The organism is Lachnoclostridium sp. An14 (genome assembly GCF_002160755.1).
GTDB lineage: Bacteria > Bacillota > Clostridia > Lachnospirales > Lachnospiraceae > Lachnoclostridium_A.
On the sequence record NZ_NFLE01000033.1, the window covers coordinates 14,502 to 34,359 of the forward strand.

Below are 19,858 nucleotides of genomic sequence, written 5' to 3' on the forward strand. Positions count from 1 at the left end.
AAAAAGTAGTTATACACCAAGTTATCCACATTATCCACATTCTTTTCCCCTCTTTCTCAGCGTTCCCGCGACAATTCTTTTTCATCCGTTTTTTTGTGTACTTGTCATAAACTTACCGGATTCGACAAAAAAAGCCGGATTTTACTTGACTTTTTCCGAACGGGATATATAGTTTTACAACGTTTTTCTGCCGGGGACAAATAAAAATTTTAGAAAATATTTAGAATAATTGTCATAATATTTCTCGCTGTCCCGTTGAATTTTTTGAATTCGCGTGTTATAATAAGGTCATCACAAGAAAAAGGAGCTGATGGTTTATGCGTTATACAATTACTGGCAGAAATATTGAGGTAACTCCTGGACTGAGAGCGGCGGTAGAGGACAAGATCGGAAAACTGGAGCGCTACTTTACCCCGGACACTGAGGTGATCGTCACCTTGAGCGTTCAGAAGGACCGGCAGAAAATTGAAGTGACCATCCCCATGAAAGGCAATATTATCCGCGCAGAGGAGACAAGCAATGATATGTACGTCTCCATCGACCTGGTAGAGGAAATTATCGAGAGACAGATAAAGAAGTACAAGAAGAAACTCATCGACAAGAAACAGTCGGCCCTCTCCTTCTCCGAGGCGTTTATGCAGGAGGAGTACGAGGCAGACGACGAGATCCGCATCGTGAAATCCAAACGGTTTGCCGTAAAACCCATGGATCCGGAGGAAGCCTGCGTACAGATGGAGCTTTTGGGACACAGCTTTTACGTTTTCTTAAACTCCGAGACGGAGGAGGTAAACGTGGTTTACAAGAGAAAGGGAAATACTTACGGGCTGATTGAGCCGGAGTTCTAAGGATCCGGACGAGGCTGGAAGGACAGCCTGGAGAATAAGAGAAAACACAACACCGCCAGTTCCGGCGCGCGAAAAAAGGGGCGCAGGGACTGGCGGTGGTTTTGTGTTTTGGAGTTAGAGTGTGGGCAGGGAAATGGGCGGCGCTTTTCAGCCGCCTGTTTTTATCCGTAGCCTTTCTACTCTCCTTCCAGCAAATTCGTCATGCTGTGAAGGCCGATGCCCAGGGTGGACATATTGTGGAGAAAGGCGCTGGCGCCAGGAGCCAGGACGCCGAGAAGGCCTAAGGCCAGCAGGCCGGAATTAAAGCCCAGCACAAAGCGGTAATTGCAGTGAATCCGTTTCACCAGCTGATTGCTGATCTCCTTTAACACCGCCAGGCCCCAGAGATTGTCCTGAGAAATGGTGATGTCGGCGATTTCCCTGGCCAGCTGGGCGCCCTCGCTGATGGCGATGCCTGCGTCGGCGGCGGATAGGGCCGGGGAATCGTTGATGCCGTCCCCGATCATCACCACCTTGCGGCCGGCACGCTGTTCCGCCTGGACAAAGGCCGCCTTGTCTTCCGGCAGAACCTCCGAATGGTACTCGTCCACGCCCACCCGGCGGGCAATGGCGCGGGCGGTGCGCTCGCTGTCCCCGGTCATCATCACAACCTTCTGAATGCCCAGTTCTTTCAGGCGCCGCACTACCGCGGGGGCCTCCTCTCTGAGGGGATCCTCAATGCAGATGACCGCAGCCAGCTCTCCGCCGATGGCCAGATAGAGCAGGGAGCAGTCCTCTGGAAGGTGGGCGAATTTCTCCGTCTCGTCTTCCGGCACGGCGCACTTTTCATCCTCAAAGATAAAATGACGGCTGCCGATCCGCACGTCCTCGCCGGCCACCTCGGAGGCGATGCCGTGGGCGATCACGTAGTTGACTTTGGCGTGCATTTCCTCGTGTTTTAAGTTCTCGATTTCGGCCTGGCGCACCACCGCGTTGGCGATGGAGTGGGGGAAGTGTTCCTCCAGACAGGCGGCCAGGCGCAGCATCTCATCCCGGTCCCATTTTCCGAAGGTCAGCACTTCCCGCACCTTCGGCTCCGCCTTGGTGAGGGTGCCGGTCTTGTCAAAGACCAGGGTGTCTGCCTCGGCCAGGGCCTCCAGGAATTTTCCTCCCTTTACGGTGATCTGGCGCTCATTGCACTCCCGCATGGCGGAGAGGACTGCCACCGGCATGGACAGTTTCAGGGCGCAGGAGAAGTCCACCATAAGGATGGAAACGGCCTTCATGGGATTTCTGGTGATGGCGTAGGTAGCCACCGCCCCCAGAAAGCTGTAGGGCACCAGGCGGTCCGCCAGGTGTTCCGCCCGGCTCTCTAAGGAGGATTTTAATTTTTCTGACTCCTCCAGCATTTTGATGATTTTTTCATAGCGGGTGTTTCCGGCGGCTTTTTTCACCTGGATGACCAGCTCCCCTTCCTCCAGAACGGTACCGGCGTAAACGGAGGATTCCGGCCCCTTTTTCACTGGGATGGATTCACCCGTGAGGGATGCCTGGTTGACCATGGCCTCCCCCTCTCTCACCACGCCGTCCAGAGGGATCATGCTGCCCACGGCCACGCGGATGAGGTCGCCCTCCCGCACCTGGTCTAAGGGGAGCTGCACGTCTCCTTCCTCCCGTTTCAGCCAAACATAATCCACGCCCAGGGCCATGCTGCCGGCCAGGTCGGCCACGGATTTTTTGTGGGTCCACTCCTCCATCAGCTCACCGACGCCTAACAGGAACATGACAGAGGACGCGGTGTTAAAGTCCCGCCGCAGCAGGGACACAGAGATGGCTGTGGCGTCCAGTACCGGCACCTCCAGTTTCCGGCGCAGGACGCAGCCAAGGCCGGCGCCCAGGTAGCGGACGGCTTTGCAGCAGGTCCATCCGGCGCGGATGGGGGACGGCACGAAGGTGTTAAAGAGGGCCCGTTTTACAAACCGGCTGATGAGCCGTTCCCGGTACTCCCCGTTTAATTTCCGGGAGGTGCACTCCGGAACCAGCCGCCGGACGGACTCGTCCTCCAGGGAAAAGGCGGCAATCCGCCGCAAAAGCTCATTCCGTTCCCCCTGATAGAACACCACTCCGTCTCCGCTGCGCTCGTACACCTTCCCGCTCCTCACTCCGGGAAGGGATAAAAGATAATAGAGCAGGCAGTCCGCCTGCTCTGAATTCAGGCGGCCCAGGCTTGTGGAAAACCGGATCCGCCCTCTGATTTCATGCTCAATACGAAGTTTCATGATTACTCCCCGTCGGTTTCAACGTCCGCCGTCTCTGCCTCGAACACCTCTTTCTGCGCCCGCTCCTCGTTCACGGCCTTCGCCTCAGCAAGCACGTCCTCGGCGTTCTCCTGCACCTTGTTTACCGTATCCATCACGCACTCTTTGGCGCGGAGCACCGCGGCGGTGGTGTGGACATACGCCTTTTTGGCATCCCGGCTGGAGAGCAGCTTGATGCCTGCCGTTCCAAATAATACTCCCGTGGCGAAACAGATGCACGCTTTTCCATATTTGCAGTCAAACATTGTTCATTCCTTCTTTCTTCTTGTGTTGTGGTTTGTGATGTTTTTCCTTTATCCCGTTTGGGCGGCGGTCGGGAAACCGCTGCGCGGGGCGGGGATTCGGCCCGTTTGGGTTGGCCAGCCTATTTGTGGCGATAGCCTGTATAGAAAGCCATCAAACTGGAAAACGTGTGCGCTACAGTGCACACGTGCGCCGGAGCGCGGCTGCGCCAGCAGCCATCTTCCTCTGCGCGGAGTGCGCCTCCGCCGGAGGCTTTTTGTCAATAGGAAACGCAGTTTCCTATTGACAAAAAAGCATGGCCCATGCCCAAAATCTGTGCTGTTTCATCTTTTGTTCTACCGCCTCTCTTTTCTGCCTCCGAGATGCGCTGTCCCGGACGGCGAAAGCCTTGTATACAAGTACCTCCTTTTATTTTACGGTTAAGACATCCTAATGTCAATTAGGTAGTCTTAACAATTTGGGTGTCCGAACTGTTTTTTTTTGCGGCGGTTTCCATTTTTGTGCGTGTATGAAAGAGGAAAACTATGGAGAAATTGACCGCGATAGGATGATTCCCGGAGACAGGAAAACCGTTCCAGACAGGCGAAAACGAGGTGTCTGGTGTCGTTTCCGCATTCCGTCCGGAACGGTTTTATGAATTCTGTGATGTCTGATCAGATGGTTTTACATTGCAGCCTGCGCCCTGTGGCTGTTTTTTCCGCATTTGACAGAGTTTTTATTCTATGTAGCCTCTCTGCTCCGCTCCTCCGGTCAATCCAGGAAGGTGACAGCCTTACAGGGCGTACGGTAATTGGCATTGGCGATGCAGATGCCGGTCTTGGACGAGCCTGCGTGGATGATCTGTCCGCCGCCGATGTACATGGCCACGTGGTTGATGGTGTCGCCGCTGGCGTAGAACAGCAGGTCGCCGGGCTGTACCTCCGATACGGGAATCTCTTTGCCCTTAGCCGCCTGGTCTCTGGAGCTGCGGCCGGTGCTGATGCCAAAATGCTCATAAATCCGCATGGTAAATCCGGAACAGTCCGTTCCGTCTGTCAGGCTGGAGCCTCCGTAGACATAAGGATTTCCTAAAAACTGCTTGGCATAGGCCACGATAGCCTCTCTGGTGGCGCTCATGACGGCCTGTTCTCCCTCGGGAGTGAAGTAGCCGGGGCCGTTGCTCTGGGATCCCTGACTGCCCGTTCCCGTCTGGCTGTCCGCCACCGGCGGAGCGTCCGTGCTGTGGGAGGTGCCGTCTCCCGCCGGGTTGACGGGGATGATGTTCTCCTCCTTCGTCTGCTCCAGTTTCTGGATGGCCGCCTCGGCCTCCGCCCGCTGCTGCTCCTTCTGCCGCTGCATTTCAGCCTCCTCCTCCAGACTCACCGCCTCCCGGAACTCCACCCGGGTGCTGATGTAGTCGCAGGAAACGTATCCCTGAAGGGTATCGTCAATGAGCAGATGGGCGAAACCGTCCTGCTCTCCGATCACCTCATAGCTTGTCCCGGAATCCAGGGTGGTGAGGATGGCCGTCTCCAGGGACGGGCCTTCCCGCAGCCGCAGGCCGGAATTGCTGGTGACGGTGGCGTAGGTGGTGCCCACCTCTTTCGCCACTGCCTCCGCCTCGTCTCCGGTGATGAAATACTGGGCCTTTACGTAACCTTCCACCGTACCGGAACGGATCTGATACCAGTCTCCGCCCTCTCCCGACACGGTAGCCAGGATGGTGGCGGCGCAGTCGTCATAAATTTTCCCCACCACGGCGCTGGAGGTATTGGCCTCGGCCCGCACGTTTACGTAGTTTGTCACCTGGCTGATGGCGATGGAGTCATAGGAGTCCCCGCTGGTGGCCAATACGGTGTGAGCGGAGTTGCCGCTGAGCCCAAGGGCCGGTACCTCGTCCGCCCACGCCGGAACGCAGGCGAAGACCGCCAGGCCGCCGGTTAAAAGGGCGGCGCAGAAACCGTTTTTCATTCTGTCTGTTCTCATTCGTCCGCGTCCCCCTTATTCTTCCGTGAGATAGCGCTCCACGCTGGTGATGGCATTGGCGCCGTCGGACACAGCGGTCACGATCTGGCGCAGCCCCTTCGTTCTCACATCCCCGGCGGCGAAAATGCCGGGACAGGAAGTGGCGCAGTCCTCTCCCGCCTTGATGTAGCCGTTTTCCATTTCCACAAGTCCCTCAAAGGGGGCGCTGTTGGGGTTGATGCCCACGGCTACAAAGACGCCCTGGAGCTCCAGCTCCTTTGTTTCCTTCGTCTTTACGTTGGAAACCACCAGTTTTTCCACCTTATTCTCTCCCTCGATCCGCTCCGGGACGCTGTCCCAGACCAGCTCCACATTTTCCAGGGAAAACAGTTTCTTCTGCAGGCTCTTGGCTCCCCGCAGCTCATCCCGGCGGTGTACCAGGTAGACCTTTTTGCACAGGCGGGCCAGGAAAATGGCGTCCTCGATGGCCACGTCGCCGCCGCCGATCACTGCCGTGGTCTTGCCGCGGAAGAAGGCGCCGTCGCAGGTGGCGCAGTAGGAAACGCCCATGCCGGAGAGCTCCTCCTCGCCGGGGATGCCCAGTTTCCTGTGGCCGGCTCCCGTGGCGATGATCACCGTTTTCGTCTCGTAGGTCTGACCGGCGCAGACCACTTTTTTCACCTTTCCCTCCGTCTCAATGCAGAGCACCTCGTCCTCCACAAAATCCGCGCCCAGGCTGTCGGCGTGCTCTCTGAACTTCATGCCCAGATCATAGCCGCCGATGCCGCGGACGCCGGGGTAATTATCCACCTCGTAGGTGGTGAGCACCTGGCCGCCGCTGACCACATTTTTCTCTATTACAATGGCATTTAGCTCCGCCCGCTCCGCGTAGATGGCCGCCGCCAGTCCTGCCGGGCCGGAGCCGATGATGACTACGTCATAAATCTCGCCCATGGGAATCCCTCCTTTATCGTTCCATATTTTTACCGTTCAAGGAATAGTATATCATGTATGGCGTCCGGAATACAATCCCAGATTCGGGGGTGTAAGAAAGTTTTAAGGTTTGGACGGAATCCTGGTTACGCAACGGCGGTTTTCTGGTATAATAGGAGGCAAGAGGTGATGATTTATGGCAAAGAAAACGGTACTGGTGACTGGCGCTTCCCGCGGAATCGGAAAGGCCATCGCCGTGAAATTCGCGAAAAAGGGCTACAATGTGGCCATCAGCTGCCTGCGGAACGAGGACCGGCTGATGCAGGCGAAACGGGATATTGAATCCTTCCAGACCTCCTGTCTGGCGTTTTTGGGGGATATGGGGGACTGGGAAACCTGCCAGGCCATGTTCGGGAAGGTGAAGAAACAGTTCGGCTCCGTGGACGTGCTGGTAAACAACGCGGGCATTTCCTACATTGGACTGCTCCAGGACATGACCCCGGCGGACTGGGACCGGATCGTAAAGACGAACCTGACCTCCGTGTTTAACTGCTGCCGCCTGGCGGTGCCGGACATGGTGTCCATGAAGGCGGGGAAGATCATCAACATTTCCTCCGTCTGGGGCGTGGCCGGGGCCTCCTGCGAGGTGGCCTACTCCGCCACCAAGGGCGGGATCAACGCTTTTTCCAAGGCCCTGGCAAAGGAGCTGGGCCCCAGCAACATCCAGGTAAACGCCGTGGCCTGCGGGGCCATCGACACGGAGATGAACCGCTGGATGGAGGACGACGAGCTGATCAGCCTGGTGGACGAGATCCCGGCGGGACGTCTGGGAAAGGCGGAGGAAGTGGCGGATCTGGTGTACCATCTGGCGTATAAGAGCAATTACCTGACAGGACAGGTGATCGGGCTGGACGGCGGGTGGATCTGACGTTTCGGAAATTAAGGTCAAAATGAGGCGCCCCGCGGCATTCCGGCTGTTTCAGGGCCTGGAATCCCCGCGGGGCGTTTCTCTTTTTTACAGTTCCCTTTTTCCCTGCGCCCCCATTTCCAAAGGAGAGTGAAAATGTTATTTCATACCATTGCAAATATTCCGGAACCGATCCGTCCCTTTCTCATCAAGCGGGTTTATGAGAAGGGGGAGTATATTTTAACCGCCGGCGGCGACAACCTCCATCTCTATCTCGTCGAGTCCGGTTCCTGTGTGGCGACCATGGAAGGCTACAGCGGCGCCGTGGCGTTCATTGACAGCTATCACTCTGGTGATATGTTCGGCGAGCTGGAAATTTTCTGTGAGGATCTCAAGACGGCGGAGGTGGTCGCCGTTGAAAAAAGCACCATTTACATGGTGCACAAAACCTATGTTCTGGAGTGGATGAAACTGGATTTTGACTTTACCTTAAGCCTGATCGAACATCTGGTGAAAAAACTGCGCTATCATTCCCGCAGGGCCGTCCTTCTCCAGCTCTGCAGCGTGAAGGAGCGGGTTGCCTGCGCCATCCTCGCCCATGACGACGCAGGCGCTTTGGAGTTTCTGACCAAACAGAACCTGTCCGTCCTGGCCCAGACCCCCATCCGCAGCGTCAACCGCGCCCTGGAAACTCTGACCCAGCGGGGCTGCATCCGCGTTTCGGAAAAGCGGATCCAGATCACCGACCGGCCGCTTTTGGAGCAGATTTCCAATTATCAGGCCATATCGCAGCTGTGATTTTCCCGCGGGACGCGCGGTTTCAGAATGCCAGCCGCCACGGCCGCTGCCGAAAATACCACAAACGGCGCGGACATTCCGCCATTTATAAAGGAAATCGCGTTCAGGGCATAGGGGGATGCGGACGAGCCCAGGTTGCATCCCACTAAGGCGCAGGTGGTCGCCGCCTTCACCGCCTGGGGCGGAAATTGTTCTGAAATGCCCTCAAAGACGGTGGTAATCAGAATATTGTTGGCAAACCCCGCAATCACCGCCCCAAGACCGAGGACGATCAGGTTTCCCGCCGCGGCCATGACTGCCAGGCCAAGGCCCCAAACGCACAAAGAGATTCCCTGAAGGCGGCCGGAATATCGTTTCTTAAGCGCACCGAAAGCCATTCCGGCGAACACTCCGGTGATCATCATCAGGCTCAAAACCAGGCTGGACTGCGCCCCGGTGCCAATCCCTTTTTCCACAACCAGACTGGGGATTCGCATGGTACAGCACGTATTGACTCCCACAAAAAATCCGCCCCAGAGGCCGCAGAATACATATCCGTTCCTTCCGCCTTTCTCCATCCGCCGGCCGGTCCGTTCTTCTGTCCTGCAAACCTTCTTTTCTCTCTTTCCATTCGGCACAAACAGGAGATAGAGGAGCAAAACTGCCGCTCCGAAGAAATAAATCAGGAAACAGTATCTCCACTCCGCGCCGGAACCCAGAATCCGTCCCACGATCAGAGTTAAAACGACGTTTCCCACCGTCTCCGCCGAACCGCGATAGCCTAACAGGGCCGACCGTTCATCCCCTTCAAACCGCTGGTTGATCATGTCGATGGCGCATACATTCATCAGGCCAACGCCGGCGCCCTGGATCAGACGCGCCACAAAAACTGCCCCATAGTCCTGGACCCACACCGGGGCGGCTCCGCCCAGAGTCAGAAACAGCAGGCCAAGCACAATGCTGGCCCTGTCGCTGAGTATCTGGGAAATCCACGGGTTCAGAATGATGATCAGGGTGACCGCGACGGATGATATGGAAATCAGCTGCTCCACCTGGCTCCGCCCGTACCCCTCATAAAACCGGATCATTTCAGGGATAACGGCGGATACGGAATAGGTGGATACCAGCATCAGCGATAAGGATAAAATTCCTCCCTTTTCTAAAATACGTCTCATGATGTTCCTCCCTAGCTTTCCTTTATGCTGATGTCAGCATAAGATAAAATCTATGAAAAAAACAGGTCAGTTGACCCGAATGACAAAATTTTTGCAGTGATTGGGGATCTGCGGGGTTTGAAAACGTGCGCGTCTCCCGCCGGAGGCTTTTCTGCCATGGGAAACGCAGTTTCCTGCTGCAAATGCGGCCTACGACGGTCGGTTTTACAGAGCAAAACGGCCGCCATGCAGATTTGTTCGCGGACAATTTCAATAATCAAAAACAAAATGTCGCTTTTCAGGGGACGAAATTATGAAAAAAATATGTTATATTGTTTTTGGGATACCAGGGTCAAAAGGTCGGAAATCCGATGCAAGCTTGCTTGCAAGAGGATTTTTGACCTTGGGACCCGCCAAAACATGAATAAGCAGCCATTTTTCGTAGAAAAATGAGCGGATTATGAATGTTTTGAGGATTGCGGGAGCACGTAGTGCGGAGCAATCCGGTATCAAAGGGGGGCAAAATACCTTTTGACCCCAACATCTTTTTGGATAGCTATCAAAAATATATGGAAAGGAGATGACGTGTATGGCTAGCCAGATTGCACTGATGGAGGCATTCCGCGATACACAGATACAGATAAAAGAGAATGAAAAGCTGCGGGAAGAAACAAGAAAGATTCAGGCGGGTTCTCTCCTGTATCTGGAACAGTTTCAGGCGATAAACGCAGAGCCAAAGTGTGAAAATCCGGACATTTCAGTAGTGGCAGATACCACGTTGCGCTGTGCAAAAAGTTTAATTGAAGAAGGGAAAAAGACAGCGGTTCTGAATTTTGCCAATTCATATCATCCGGGCGGCGGAGTAAAAAACGGTGCGCCTGCTCAGGAAGAGTCCCTTTGCAGATGCAGTAATTTATATGAAGCTCTGACGGTGCCGTATATGATTCGCCATTACTATAAATGGAATCAGAAGAATACAGGAGATATGGGCTCAGACCGTATCATTTATTCTCCGAATATAACCGTATTTAAGTCAGATGATGAGATTCCGGAAATGCTTTCGGAGTGGTTTCAAGTAGACGTGATCAGCTGTGCAGCTCCATATTATGATACCCAGAAACGGAAACCAGTCAGTAGGGAGAACCTGGAAAAGGTATTTATGAATCGAATTCAAAATATTTTGGAAGTAGCGATTGCGAACGAAGTCGATTATCTGGTGCTTGGTGCTTTTGGATGTGGTGCATTTAACAATCCGCCGCAATTAGTTGCAGAAGTATTCCGTAAATTGCTGATTGATCGACAATATGCTGCATATTTTAAAAAAGTTGTTTTTGCGATCAAGAAAACTCATAATGTATGTCCGAATTATGAGTCTTTTCAATCCGTTTTCAAGAAGTGAAAAATGGTTTTCATCTGGAAGATATGATGAAACGCTTTCTTTCCTGATATCGCACCGGGAAATATTCCCGGTGCGGCAAGCCAATCGGTGTAGGGAAACAGATTCTTAGAGCATTGTGCCGGGCGCGGCCGGAACGGCAACAGCCTACAGGCCGATCACGCCTTTGATCAGGAACCACACTGGGGGCACCAGAAGGCAGGGGAGCATATTCATGGTTTTAAACTGTTTCACGTTCAAAATGGACATTCCGGAGCTGGCAATGAGGAAACCGCCGATGACGGAGATCTCGGTCAGCAGCTCCTGGGACAAAAATGGGCCCAGGAAACCGGCGCAGAGGTAAATGGCCCCCTGCCAGCAAAACAGCACGATAGCCGCGGCGCACATCCCGATTCCGTAGGTGGACGCCAGGACGGTGGCGGAGAAGAAATCCAGGGTGGCGTTTGTAAACAAATAGGTGTTGTCCCCGTAGAGGGCGCTCTGGATGGGGCCTAGGATGGACAGGGTTCCCACGCAGAACAGGAGAATCCCCGTGGACAGGCCCTGAGCCAGGCTGTTTCCCCCGGAAAAGCGGTCCGTCAGCCGTTTAAACCGGCCGTCAATGTCCAGCAGCTCTCCCACCAGGCTACCCACGGCCAGGCTAATGATAAAGAGCACGGGGTAGGCGCTGTTTGGCATATTCTGGACAACGGAGTTGATGCCCAGTCCGAAGGCCGCCAGGCCCATGGCGTTAAACATGACCTGCTGGTGCTCCTCCTTAATTCCTTTATTGATCCGGCTGCCGATGATGCTGCCGGTGAGAATGGTTGTGGTGTTTACGATGGTTCCTAGCATAGGGTTTGGTGCCTCCTTGTGATGTAGTCTGGGCCTGCGGAAACTGGGTGGCTTGGCCGGGCGGATTTTGGGGCCGCGGCTGGCTTTGATAGGTTCCGCAGGGTTATGTTTATAGGAAACAAAAAGTGTGCACTTGGCGCACACTCGCGCCGGAGCGCGGCTGCGTCAGCAGCCATCTTCCTTTGCGCGGAGTGCGCCTCCTTGCGGAGCATTATTGTTTAACAGGAAACAAAGTTTCCTGTTAAACAATAAACCCTCCAGTTAGTGGAGGGTCAATAGGACGGAAAAATTTTTGTCGGATTTTTTTGTTTTATATCCGCGCATTTGTTTTGGCGCTTTGTTTTGATGGGCTGTTTTGACGGTTCGTTCCTGCCGTTTTACATTTCTTTCACTGGCAGCTGAAGTTCCGTGATGTATTTGTCCGTGTCGTTGGTGAAACCGGAGTCGATGAGGGTGATTTCCACGGAATCCCCCCGGCATTTTAAGCCCTGGTTTTCCATGAAATCCAGCATCCTTTCATAGTAATGACCGGCGTTTTTGTGGGTGCCGGAGTAGCGGACGGTGATCCAGTCGCTCTCCTCCAAGTATTCCTCCTTGCCGTGGTAGCCGTCCTCCTGCTCCAACAGCACAAAAATCTGGGAAAAGCCGGTAAACTGGCGGCGCAGAATCCGTTCCCGCGGGATAGAAACCCCCACCTTTCCCAGAAACATGGCGGCTTTCAGCTCACTGCTACGCTCCAGCTCCCGGATGGGGTATTCCAGATCCTCCTCCAGGGAAATGTCCCGGCGCAGAAAGGCCACCGGGCGCCTGGGGAGGTGTTTCACCTGGATTTCCTCCAGACGGGACTCCAGGGCGTCGGAGAGCTGGCTGATTCTCCGCTGTAATTTTCTGGAAATCTGTTCCAGCCGTTCCTGCTGCAGCCGGGTCTCCTCCTGCTGCTCCTTTAGCAGGGCCATCAGGGTGTCTGTGTCCTTATTTTCAAAGAAACGGAGGATCCGCTCGATGGGCATATCCAGGGCGCGGAGGTATTTGATGGCGTTTAAGCGCTCAAACTGCTTGGTGGAATAGTAGCGGTAGCCGGTGGTTTCATCCGTCCGCTCCGGTTTCAGCAGGCCGGCCCCGTCGTAATAGCGCAGCGTGCGGATATTGATGTCGAAAAGCTTTGCAATCTCGCCGATGGTGAAAAGCTCTTGCCGGTCAGATTTCACCGGTCTCCTCCAAATGGGCCAGAAATGCCTCGCAACCTTCCACTACGTCGTCGTAGGTCACGTCGAAATTGCCGGTGTACCAGGGGTCGGCGATGTCCCTGGGACGGTCGGAGAAATCTAACAGACGGTGAACCTTGTGCTCCGGGTCGTTTTTCAGAATCCGCATCATGTTAGTGAGGTTCCAGCTCTCCATGCCCAGAAGATAGTCGTACTGGTCATAGTCGCTTTTCTTTAACTGCACCGCCCGTTTCCCGTCGGTGCTGATCCCGTGCTCCCGCAACTTCTCCCTGGTCCCCCGGTGAACCGGGTTGCCGATCTCCTCCGTGCTGGTGGCGGCGGAGGCAACGAATAAACGATCCCCCAGGCCGCGGCGGGCGGCCATATCGCGGAGGACGAATTCGGCCATGGGGGAGCGGCAGATGTTGCCGTGGCAGATAAATAGTATTTTAATCATATCTCTTATATCCCTTCATAAGCCTTCAAACCTTGATTTTATGGGCTTTTCGGCGCTTTTTTCGATTTTTCTGTTTTGCCCTAAACTCACGCAATTCTATATAAATCTACGCAAATTCACGGGCAAATGGTGTAGTTTTTGCATTCACGACAATGTTCAGGTTTCCCTTTATCACTATTCAAACACCCAGCACAAGGGTTTTTATGGTAACAGTGCTTATAACAAACTTTACAATTCACTCCGCATGGAGCAAACATACTTATATTAATTTTTTCTGGCATTTTCATAGTTGCCTATTTCTTTCGGTAAATTCTTTTTGTCGCTGGCTTTATTATACTCTATTTCGTCACATAAGTATAGCTGTCTGCGGCGTTATCTTCCAAACTCATATTTGAAAATTGCGGTCAATAGCGTTTCTGTGATGTAGTCCTCTGTGTCCCGGTCTACCCGTCCATCAACAAGAAAGTAATAACAGATAAGCCCCCGGTAATGCTGTAAAACAGTGTTGACTGCCTCCGGCTCGCCGCTGGTGGCTTTTATGATTGTTTCGTAGGGAAGAAGTCGGCTATTCCTCATACGCCATTTTCTCCATTTCCTCATAAAGCCGCTGTATAGACTTACGGATACGGCGGCCGGTCGCGCTGCAGCTGTGCCCGTATAGCTTGCCGATTTTCTCCTGTGAAATGCGGCGGTAAAAGGACAGGTAAAGCATTTCCTGTTTCTCAACCGGCAGACGGGAGAGGGCTTGTACCAGCAGGCCGTTGTTCAAGACAACCGTATCGCCGCAAAGGTTCAGTATGTATTCCTCGTCCGGCTCCGGGGCTTGAAAACATTTATCGTTCGTGCCTAAAGGGTGGTATTTTTCTTCTGTGAGGTATTCAAGGGATATTTCTCTTTTGTATTTGCGGTTCCTTGTTCTGACAGCAGTACACATAGCGTTGCGGATAACGACTTTACAAAAAGCGTGGAACGTGTACTCGATATGCTCTTTGTATTCTTCCGTACAGGTCATGGAAATTCCCCCTTTCCTCAAAGGCTTGTGCATGGTTGACGGGCTGCGTTTATGATAAACAGGGGGCGGCAGCACTCTTTGCTGTCGCCCCTTGATTACCCTCCTGCAAAGGCGGGCGGGGCTGTCAACGGCGGCGCGGTACGCGCCGTTCATCTTGACCGCCCTCTGGCTCGGCTGGCTTTGCCACTTAAAGATTGCTGTAATTTGGGCTGGACTATGATATAATCAGAACAAGACAAAAGCGTATTTGCGAGGCGATAGCATGGAAAACTTTAATGAAATTTTAAGTTCATACATAAGCCGGTTTGAATTAACAAATGGGCTTAATAAAACTGCCATTCCCTATATTTCTATCTTGTTCTGCAATCGACATAATTTTCTTTTGCCGGATATGGGAAATCCCTACATTCTCCTTGTGGTAGACGGAAATATGCGGCTTTACAATGAGAACGGATTTTGCGATTATTCTCCGGGACAATATTTTATTTCTGCCATTGACAGCCCTCGGACAGCAGAAACTTTTTCTGCATTATCAGAAAATACGTTTGCCGCACTTCTGATAGAGTTCTCTTTGGACGATGTGATTTCCGTCATGCTGGATATTGACGGCGATTTGCCTGAAAAAATATTTGACGAAAACACATCTGAACCTGTATTTTCCTGTACTGATGAAAAAATTATAAATATCGTTGTGCGGCTCTTTTCCATGACTTCTTCGGAATTATCCTTTATGGGAAAGCATTTGAAAAAGGAATTGATATTTGACCTTATTACCGGGCTGCATGGAAAGCAGTTTATGCAAAACATTATCAATATTCAGCAGGCAGGAGATATTTATTACATCAATAGCTGGATTAAACAAAACTACAAAATTGATTTTTCGGTTGAGGATTTAGCAGAACAGGGCAATATGAGCCTGTCCAGCTTTCATCAAAAATTCAAAAGCGCCGTAGGCATGGGGCCATTACAATGTCAAAAGAAACTTCGCCTTATGGAAGCCCGCCGCCTTATGTTGGACAACTCGGCAAATGTAACGGACGCAGCTATGGAAGTCGGCTATGAAAGTGTGTCGCAATTTATCCGCGATTATCGACGTATGTTTGGCCGTTCCCCGCAAAAAGATGTTCAGGAAATAAAAGAGTGTATCGGGGCGCAGGCAAAGAAAACGTAATGCTCCGATACGGAAGAAAGGCGCAGTTTTTTGTAACTGTGCCTTTCTGTCCGTAGAGGGCAGATAACACATTTATTTCTCCATACGCAGTACAGCGCGGAAATGTGTTTTTGCTGCCATCATTTTTTCGTATGCCTCTTTTGCCCGCTCCAACGGGAATACTTCAATCATAGGGCGAACATTGGTTAAAATGCTGAATCGGACAGCAGCCTCCATTTCCTTTATGTCTGTGAAAGTACCCTTGACCGTATTGGGGCCATTCAGAAAATCCATAGCAGACCATTTGAGCGGATTATCGTCTACGGCGGCAATAATTAACTCTCCTCCAGTACCCAGCCCGCCCATAAGTGAGGAAATGACATCTGCATTAGGAGCAGTTGCAAGGATAACTTTTGCGCCTCCCAAAGCCTGCAAGGTTTCAGCGGCATTTTCCTTTTCACTGTCGATATAATGATGTGCGCCCAGTTCTCTTGCAAGCTGTTCCTTATCCTTGCCGCGGGAGATAGCCACTACCTCATATCCGGCTTTTTTCGCATACTGTATTGCAAGGTGTCCTAATCCTCCGACGCCGGATATTGCTACTAAATCGCCGGGTCTTGCGCTGCTGTTATGAAGTGCGCTGAATGTTGTTTCTCCTGCACAAAGCAGCGGGGCGGCTTCTTCGGCGGTAATTTCGTCGGGAATGGCAATCAGCCCATCCTCGTAAGCTACCATATACTCTGCATAGCCGCCGTCCGTTGTAAGTGCGGTTGTATGTCCATGCCCGCCATGCCAGCCGATTCCCACACGCTGGCCTACTTTCCACTGGCTGACTTCCTCGCCTAGCTTGTCTACAATCCCGACTACCTCATGTCCGGGAATACGGGGATATGAGGACGCCGCGCCCTCAATTACTTTGGAATCGCCATGACAGATACCGCACGCCTCAACTTTCAAAAGCACCTGTCCTTTTCCCGGCTGAGGAATAGGGATTTCCACTAATGTCATAGGCTCGCCTTTTGCTGCTACCTGTATTGCTCGCATTGTTGCCATTGTCTTTACCTCCTGTTTGGTTGTTTAATCCCATTTTACAGAAATGACCGTCAAAATACTTGCCTGTTCCTACGAAAAAATTGCTTGATTCTCTTTGTGGAATACGGAATAATGGGGTGGCGTCTATCAAACCTTTTTGTGTTAATTTGTGTCACATGAGCATTTACTCAAGATTCATATCCACTGCATGAAACAAGCGGCAATACTCCTACTTAGGAATACCACCGCTTGCGTTTTCGTCTATTAAAATTTGTCACATCAAGGTTCTTTCTAAAATGGTGTAGTAGTGGTGTAGTAAACGCCGTTTTTCTCCGTGAAACCATTGATTTTACTGGCTTTTCCGGGACTTTTCAAGATACTGCCGTGGCATACCATGAGCACAGAAATTGAGCTTTTCCCTTTATTTTCATCGCTTTTCACTAAATTTTCATTCAATTTTTTATTCATTTTTCACAAAACCAACTTTCCTTTTGTTAAACTTTCTTTTCGTACATCATGAGGCGGCAAACTACTATGGGAGTATTTCAAATCCCCTAAACAGTTATTGTAATTCCATTTAGGGGATTCGTTATCTACCACACAGTTTCTTATCCTGCGTCTACACGTTCTATTCCAGAGTCCAATTCTCTATAAATTTCCCACTCTTTTTTTCTTCCAGGCTCTGTTCTGTGGCCCAAGTATCCTAACTCTTTAAATCTCTGTATTCTGAAATGTATGGTGGTTCTGCTCAGGCCTGTCAACTCCGCCAATTCCTGTATCTGAATTTTGCTGTTTTCCTTGATTGCATTATATATGATTTCATTGGTTTTATCCAGTGCATTTCTCTTATATTTCATATCTTCTTTGGCAATCATGTAAACCAACCTTGAGGAAGATTCCAACTCCTTCAGCAGTTCATGGTTTTCTACACTCAGCACCTTATCCATATGAAATGTTATCTCAAATCTATCCGTATAGACATATATTTTATCTATGTACTCCAAAATAGAACTGATGGTGGCCTCCTCCAATGTTTCTTCATTTAACGCAGCCTCTATATCCCTTATTCTATCTTCTAATGTCTTGACTTTGTCCCCTTTGCCTTTCATACCGGACAACTGGCTATCCCACTCCATTCGCTCCTCTTCATATCGTTTCACCATATCTTTATAGGTTTCTTTACTAATAACCCCGTCCAACATATTTTCTGTAAGGTTACGGATTGTTTCATTTAACCGTTCTATCTCATATTCTATGTTTTCAATTTCTTTCTGCATAGTATCATCTTTTTTACAACGTTCAATACTTTCCTTTAAAAGTCCTATTGTATCTCCTATCAGTTGATTATCACTTCCAAAGTATTCACATTTTATGTCATTCAATACCTTATAAACAGTTTCCTGTTTAATCGTAATGTTATCACAGCCTTCTTCCGAAAATCTTACACTAGTACGGTTACTCACCCAAGGCTTATATTGGTTAGGAGTTTTTCTCCCAAACTCCCTGTATCTTGCACACATCCAATCATATATCCGGTCACCACCAGATAATTTCCTTACCTGTCGTGTATATACAGAACCACACTCTCCACAAATTATTTTGCCACTTAATACGGAGCAATTCTTAAAATAATCTCTTGTTTTCACTGATTCTACTCGTTTAAAAGAACGCTCATCAAGAATATGCATAGTCTCCCTTCAAAAAATCTGGAGCTAAAGCATCAGCCTCAGCTCCATTTACCTTACACTGTCTCAGTATCCGTATTCACACCGGTAAAAGACGGCATATAAACTGCCTTGTACCAATCGGTATAAACAGAAGTATCTGTCTCATTTCCAGTCTTTGCCTTCACCACTCCGGAAGGAAGCGGTGTTGCCTTAATCGTAAGTGTTTCCGTCTGCACTTCCTTGGAATCCTCATTGGTCTTACCCTCGATACCAGGCCTTGATGCCGAGCAGTTATAAAGTACATGTCTGATATGCTTCACATCGCCATCAAACTCGAAAAGCAATGCAAACGCATTCAGCTCGGAATTCGCATCCTCAATCAGAACCTTATTATCATCCAGAGATTCATTCAGAGCAGATACCCTGAAATCTTCCGGAATGATTGCAAGCTCCAAATCTCCATCGTAGCCCATGTTGTTATTGATCACGTAATAAGCCACACCATCTGCATAAAAATTCTCTGGTTCCCCATTGGCATCCAAAGAAATTGATACCGCACCAGGCAAAGCCACAGGAGTATCAAAAGAAATCACTCCCTCTTCATCCACCTTAAGCATTGCATAGTGTGCATTCTTAAGATTGTATTTGACTTTATTTTTAGCCATCGTTCAAACCCTCCATTTCAAAAATATATAGGACTTCATAAAGCTTTTCGCTTTCAATCCATGTTTCAGATTTGTTATAGAAAATATCATGAGAATCAAAGCTGTCCTCGACCCTCTTCTCCAGATCCAAAGCCTTAAAATCCGTGTACAGTTCTATATGAACCTCATTTACCTTGAAATACACCTTCCCATCTGCAGCAAAGTTATTGCTGCCGGGTAAGAGATAGCAGATAAAGGGTGGCTTAGGACTTTCCCCTTCTGCAAAGTGGTCATACGCAAAAGGTATCTTTATCTCCTGCAGCATTTCCACTAACTTTTCCATTGTCATTTCAACGCCGCCTCCACTTCTCTTTCCAAAAGTTCAGCTGCAGCTTCCTCTGCCGGAGCAATATGCGGAAATGCTCTCGTTCTGCCGCCACCCCGTTTGGCATGACCAAATCCTAAAAGATGTGCCAGCTGGTAATGGTTCTTGGAATGTACTGTCACTTCCATCGCATTGGCACTTTCCTTTGTGGTTTTCACCGTCCAGCTTTTCTTATACTGACCGGTATCCACAGGTGCTCCTGCCTGCACATCACTTTTTGCTTTCCTGCCTGCCTTTTTCACAGCGGCTTTCATATCCTCTGTCGCAAGGTCTGCATATTCCTGCAAACCTTCCATGATGACATGTGCCATCTCATCCACCCTGCATCTGTCCCTGGTCATCTTTACCGCCTCACTTTCCTACAGCTGAATTTCAGACTTTTCTTCTTAAAATTCATATGATTCACATTTGTAATATCATAAATCTCTCCATGAAAAATCAACCTGTGCGTAGTAGAACCAATCTCGGATGCTTTCTTACAATAACGAATAATTACCGTCATTCCCACATCCTCCACAAGGGTTCCTGCCTCTTCTTTTTCCTTGGAGCTTGCCAGACCTTCACCGCCAATCGTTGCCGAACAACTGTAGAAATCAACCCAAGCATTCTTATGATTGCCGATTGCATCTACCACTAGTTCATTCTTCTGGAAGGTTACCTTCTCATTCAAAAGTCCAATGTTCATCAGCACCTCCTAAAATCCCGGTTCTCTTACACCAAACAAAAGCGACCTCAACGATAAAGTAAGAGCATGATGGTCAGCCTCTTCCCTGTGCTCATACAGGTAAGCTACTGCATACATCATCGCAATCTTACTTACCTTCTGTTTCTCAAATGCTTCCTCAGAAAGTCTTGCGATGTCCACACACAACTGCTGACTTTGAGCAATGATGCCGGAAAGCAGCGCGTCATCATCCTCAAAGTCCACCCTGAGATAATTCTTCATTTCTTCTAATGTCACTACCATCCACATCAC

The 19,858-nt window shown here is 50.6% G+C and carries 22 protein-coding genes and 1 pseudogene; 5 read left to right on the forward strand and 18 right to left on the reverse strand.

From position 1 onward, the window contains the following. The first annotated feature begins 317 nt into the window (after positions 1-317). Positions 318-845, forward strand: coding sequence for a ribosome hibernation-promoting factor, HPF/YfiA family (gene hpf / locus B5E84_RS15595; protein ID WP_087224413.1), 528 nt, complete (start codon positions 318-320; stop codon positions 843-845). Positions 846-1,021: 176 nt separating this feature from the next. Here hpf and B5E84_RS15600 read toward each other — a convergent pair whose 3' ends face one another. The 4 genes from B5E84_RS15600 to trxB all read right to left on the reverse strand — a co-directional run bounded on the left by B5E84_RS15600 (position 1,022) and on the right by trxB (position 6,283). After that, positions 1,022-3,103, reverse strand: coding sequence for a heavy metal translocating P-type ATPase (locus B5E84_RS15600; protein ID WP_087224415.1), 2,082 nt, complete (start codon positions 3,101-3,103; stop codon positions 1,022-1,024). 2 nt (positions 3,104-3,105) lie between these two features. Beyond that, a complete protein-coding gene (locus B5E84_RS15605; RefSeq protein ID WP_087224417.1) occupies positions 3,106-3,387 on the reverse strand; it encodes a DUF6110 family protein in 282 nt (93 codons plus the stop codon). A gap of 748 nt (positions 3,388-4,135) precedes the next feature. Beyond that, positions 4,136-5,350 (reverse strand): C40 family peptidase, encoded by a 1,215-nt coding sequence (locus B5E84_RS15610; RefSeq protein WP_087224419.1) that lies wholly within the window; start codon positions 5,348-5,350, stop codon positions 4,136-4,138. 15 nt (positions 5,351-5,365) lie between these two features. Then, complete coding sequence (gene trxB, locus B5E84_RS15615; RefSeq protein WP_087224420.1) at positions 5,366-6,283, reverse strand: thioredoxin-disulfide reductase; 918 nt, start codon at positions 6,281-6,283, stop codon at positions 5,366-5,368. A gap of 175 nt (positions 6,284-6,458) precedes the next feature. On the opposite strand from trxB, the gene ymfI reads away from it, so the two are divergent. Together ymfI and B5E84_RS15625 are read left to right on the forward strand one after the other, a co-directional pair. Then, entirely contained in the window at positions 6,459-7,190 is a 732-nt protein-coding gene (ymfI, locus tag B5E84_RS15620; RefSeq protein ID WP_087224422.1) for an elongation factor P 5-aminopentanone reductase, read from the forward strand. A 135-nt stretch (positions 7,191-7,325) separates the two neighbouring features. Further along, positions 7,326-7,967, forward strand: coding sequence for a Crp/Fnr family transcriptional regulator (locus B5E84_RS15625; protein ID WP_087224424.1), 642 nt, complete (start codon positions 7,326-7,328; stop codon positions 7,965-7,967). On the opposite strand, the gene B5E84_RS15630 is transcribed toward B5E84_RS15625, so the two are convergent. Further along, positions 7,946-9,121, reverse strand: coding sequence for an MFS transporter (locus tag B5E84_RS15630; protein WP_087224425.1), 1,176 nt, complete (start codon positions 9,119-9,121; stop codon positions 7,946-7,948). The two genes, B5E84_RS15625 and B5E84_RS15630, sit on opposite strands and share 22 nt — an antisense overlap. A gap of 568 nt (positions 9,122-9,689) precedes the next feature. Here B5E84_RS15630 and B5E84_RS15635 point away from each other — a divergent pair. Continuing rightward, the gene (locus B5E84_RS15635; RefSeq protein ID WP_162612876.1) at positions 9,690-10,499 is read left to right on the forward strand and encodes a TIGR02452 family protein; all 810 of its coding nucleotides are present in this window, start codon (positions 9,690-9,692) and stop codon (positions 10,497-10,499) included. 144 nt (positions 10,500-10,643) lie between these two features. Here B5E84_RS15635 and B5E84_RS15640 read toward each other — a convergent pair whose 3' ends face one another. The 6 genes and pseudogenes from B5E84_RS15640 to B5E84_RS15665 all read right to left on the reverse strand — a co-directional run bounded on the left by B5E84_RS15640 (position 10,644) and on the right by B5E84_RS15665 (position 14,157). Further along, the gene (locus B5E84_RS15640) at positions 10,644-11,330 is read right to left on the reverse strand and encodes a DUF554 domain-containing protein (RefSeq protein ID WP_087224430.1); all 687 of its coding nucleotides are present in this window, start codon (positions 11,328-11,330) and stop codon (positions 10,644-10,646) included. 377 nt (positions 11,331-11,707) lie between these two features. Beyond that, on the reverse strand, positions 11,708-12,538 hold the full coding sequence (locus tag B5E84_RS15645; protein ID WP_087224432.1) for a MerR family transcriptional regulator: 831 nt from the start codon (positions 12,536-12,538) through the stop codon (positions 11,708-11,710). After that, positions 12,528-12,992: a low molecular weight protein-tyrosine-phosphatase gene (locus tag B5E84_RS15650; RefSeq protein WP_087224434.1), complete on the reverse strand. Its 465-nt coding sequence runs from the start codon at positions 12,990-12,992 to the stop codon at positions 12,528-12,530. The genes B5E84_RS15645 and B5E84_RS15650 overlap by 11 nt, the downstream gene beginning before the upstream one ends. Positions 12,993-13,132: 140 nt before the next feature. Further along, positions 13,133-13,279 (reverse strand): annotated as a pseudogene (locus tag B5E84_RS21515) (DUF3795 domain-containing protein); the annotation flags it as partial. Positions 13,280-13,364: 85 nt separating this feature from the next. Beyond that, entirely contained in the window at positions 13,365-13,568 is a 204-nt protein-coding gene (locus B5E84_RS15660; protein WP_087224436.1) for a helix-turn-helix domain-containing protein, read from the reverse strand. After that, positions 13,558-14,157, reverse strand: a complete 600-nt coding sequence (locus tag B5E84_RS15665; protein WP_242963409.1) for a sigma-70 RNA polymerase sigma factor region 4 domain-containing protein — start codon at positions 14,155-14,157, stop codon at positions 13,558-13,560. The genes B5E84_RS15660 and B5E84_RS15665 overlap by 11 nt, the downstream gene beginning before the upstream one ends. A 109-nt stretch (positions 14,158-14,266) precedes the next feature. Between B5E84_RS15665 and B5E84_RS15670 the strand changes: the two genes are divergently transcribed. Next, positions 14,267-15,175: a helix-turn-helix domain-containing protein gene (locus tag B5E84_RS15670; RefSeq protein ID WP_087224440.1), complete on the forward strand. Its 909-nt coding sequence runs from the start codon at positions 14,267-14,269 to the stop codon at positions 15,173-15,175. A 72-nt stretch (positions 15,176-15,247) separates the two neighbouring features. Here the strand turns inward: B5E84_RS15670 and B5E84_RS15675 are convergent, their stop codons facing one another. The 7 genes from B5E84_RS15675 to B5E84_RS15705 form a co-directional block, all read right to left on the reverse strand. Then, positions 15,248-16,207, reverse strand: a complete 960-nt coding sequence (locus B5E84_RS15675) for an alcohol dehydrogenase catalytic domain-containing protein (RefSeq protein WP_087224442.1) — start codon at positions 16,205-16,207, stop codon at positions 15,248-15,250. Positions 16,208-16,794: 587 nt separating this feature from the next. Continuing rightward, positions 16,795-17,832, reverse strand: a complete 1,038-nt coding sequence (locus tag B5E84_RS15680) for a winged helix-turn-helix transcriptional regulator (RefSeq protein WP_162612877.1) — start codon at positions 17,830-17,832, stop codon at positions 16,795-16,797. A 95-nt stretch (positions 17,833-17,927) separates the two neighbouring features. After that, on the reverse strand, positions 17,928-18,518 hold the full coding sequence (locus B5E84_RS15685; RefSeq protein ID WP_087224446.1) for a major tail protein: 591 nt from the start codon (positions 18,516-18,518) through the stop codon (positions 17,928-17,930). Then, entirely contained in the window at positions 18,511-18,840 is a 330-nt protein-coding gene (locus tag B5E84_RS15690) for a hypothetical protein (protein WP_087224470.1), read from the reverse strand. The genes B5E84_RS15685 and B5E84_RS15690 overlap by 8 nt, the downstream gene beginning before the upstream one ends. 2 nt (positions 18,841-18,842) lie before the next feature. Further along, the gene (locus tag B5E84_RS15695) at positions 18,843-19,193 is read right to left on the reverse strand and encodes an HK97 gp10 family phage protein (protein WP_330374276.1); all 351 of its coding nucleotides are present in this window, start codon (positions 19,191-19,193) and stop codon (positions 18,843-18,845) included. A gap of 32 nt (positions 19,194-19,225) precedes the next feature. Then, a complete protein-coding gene (locus tag B5E84_RS15700) occupies positions 19,226-19,567 on the reverse strand; it encodes a phage head closure protein (RefSeq protein WP_087224450.1) in 342 nt (113 codons plus the stop codon). Positions 19,568-19,576: 9 nt separating this feature from the next. Next, complete coding sequence (locus B5E84_RS15705) at positions 19,577-19,849, reverse strand: head-tail connector protein (protein ID WP_087224452.1); 273 nt, start codon at positions 19,847-19,849, stop codon at positions 19,577-19,579. Between the last annotated feature and the right edge of the window lie 9 nt (positions 19,850-19,858).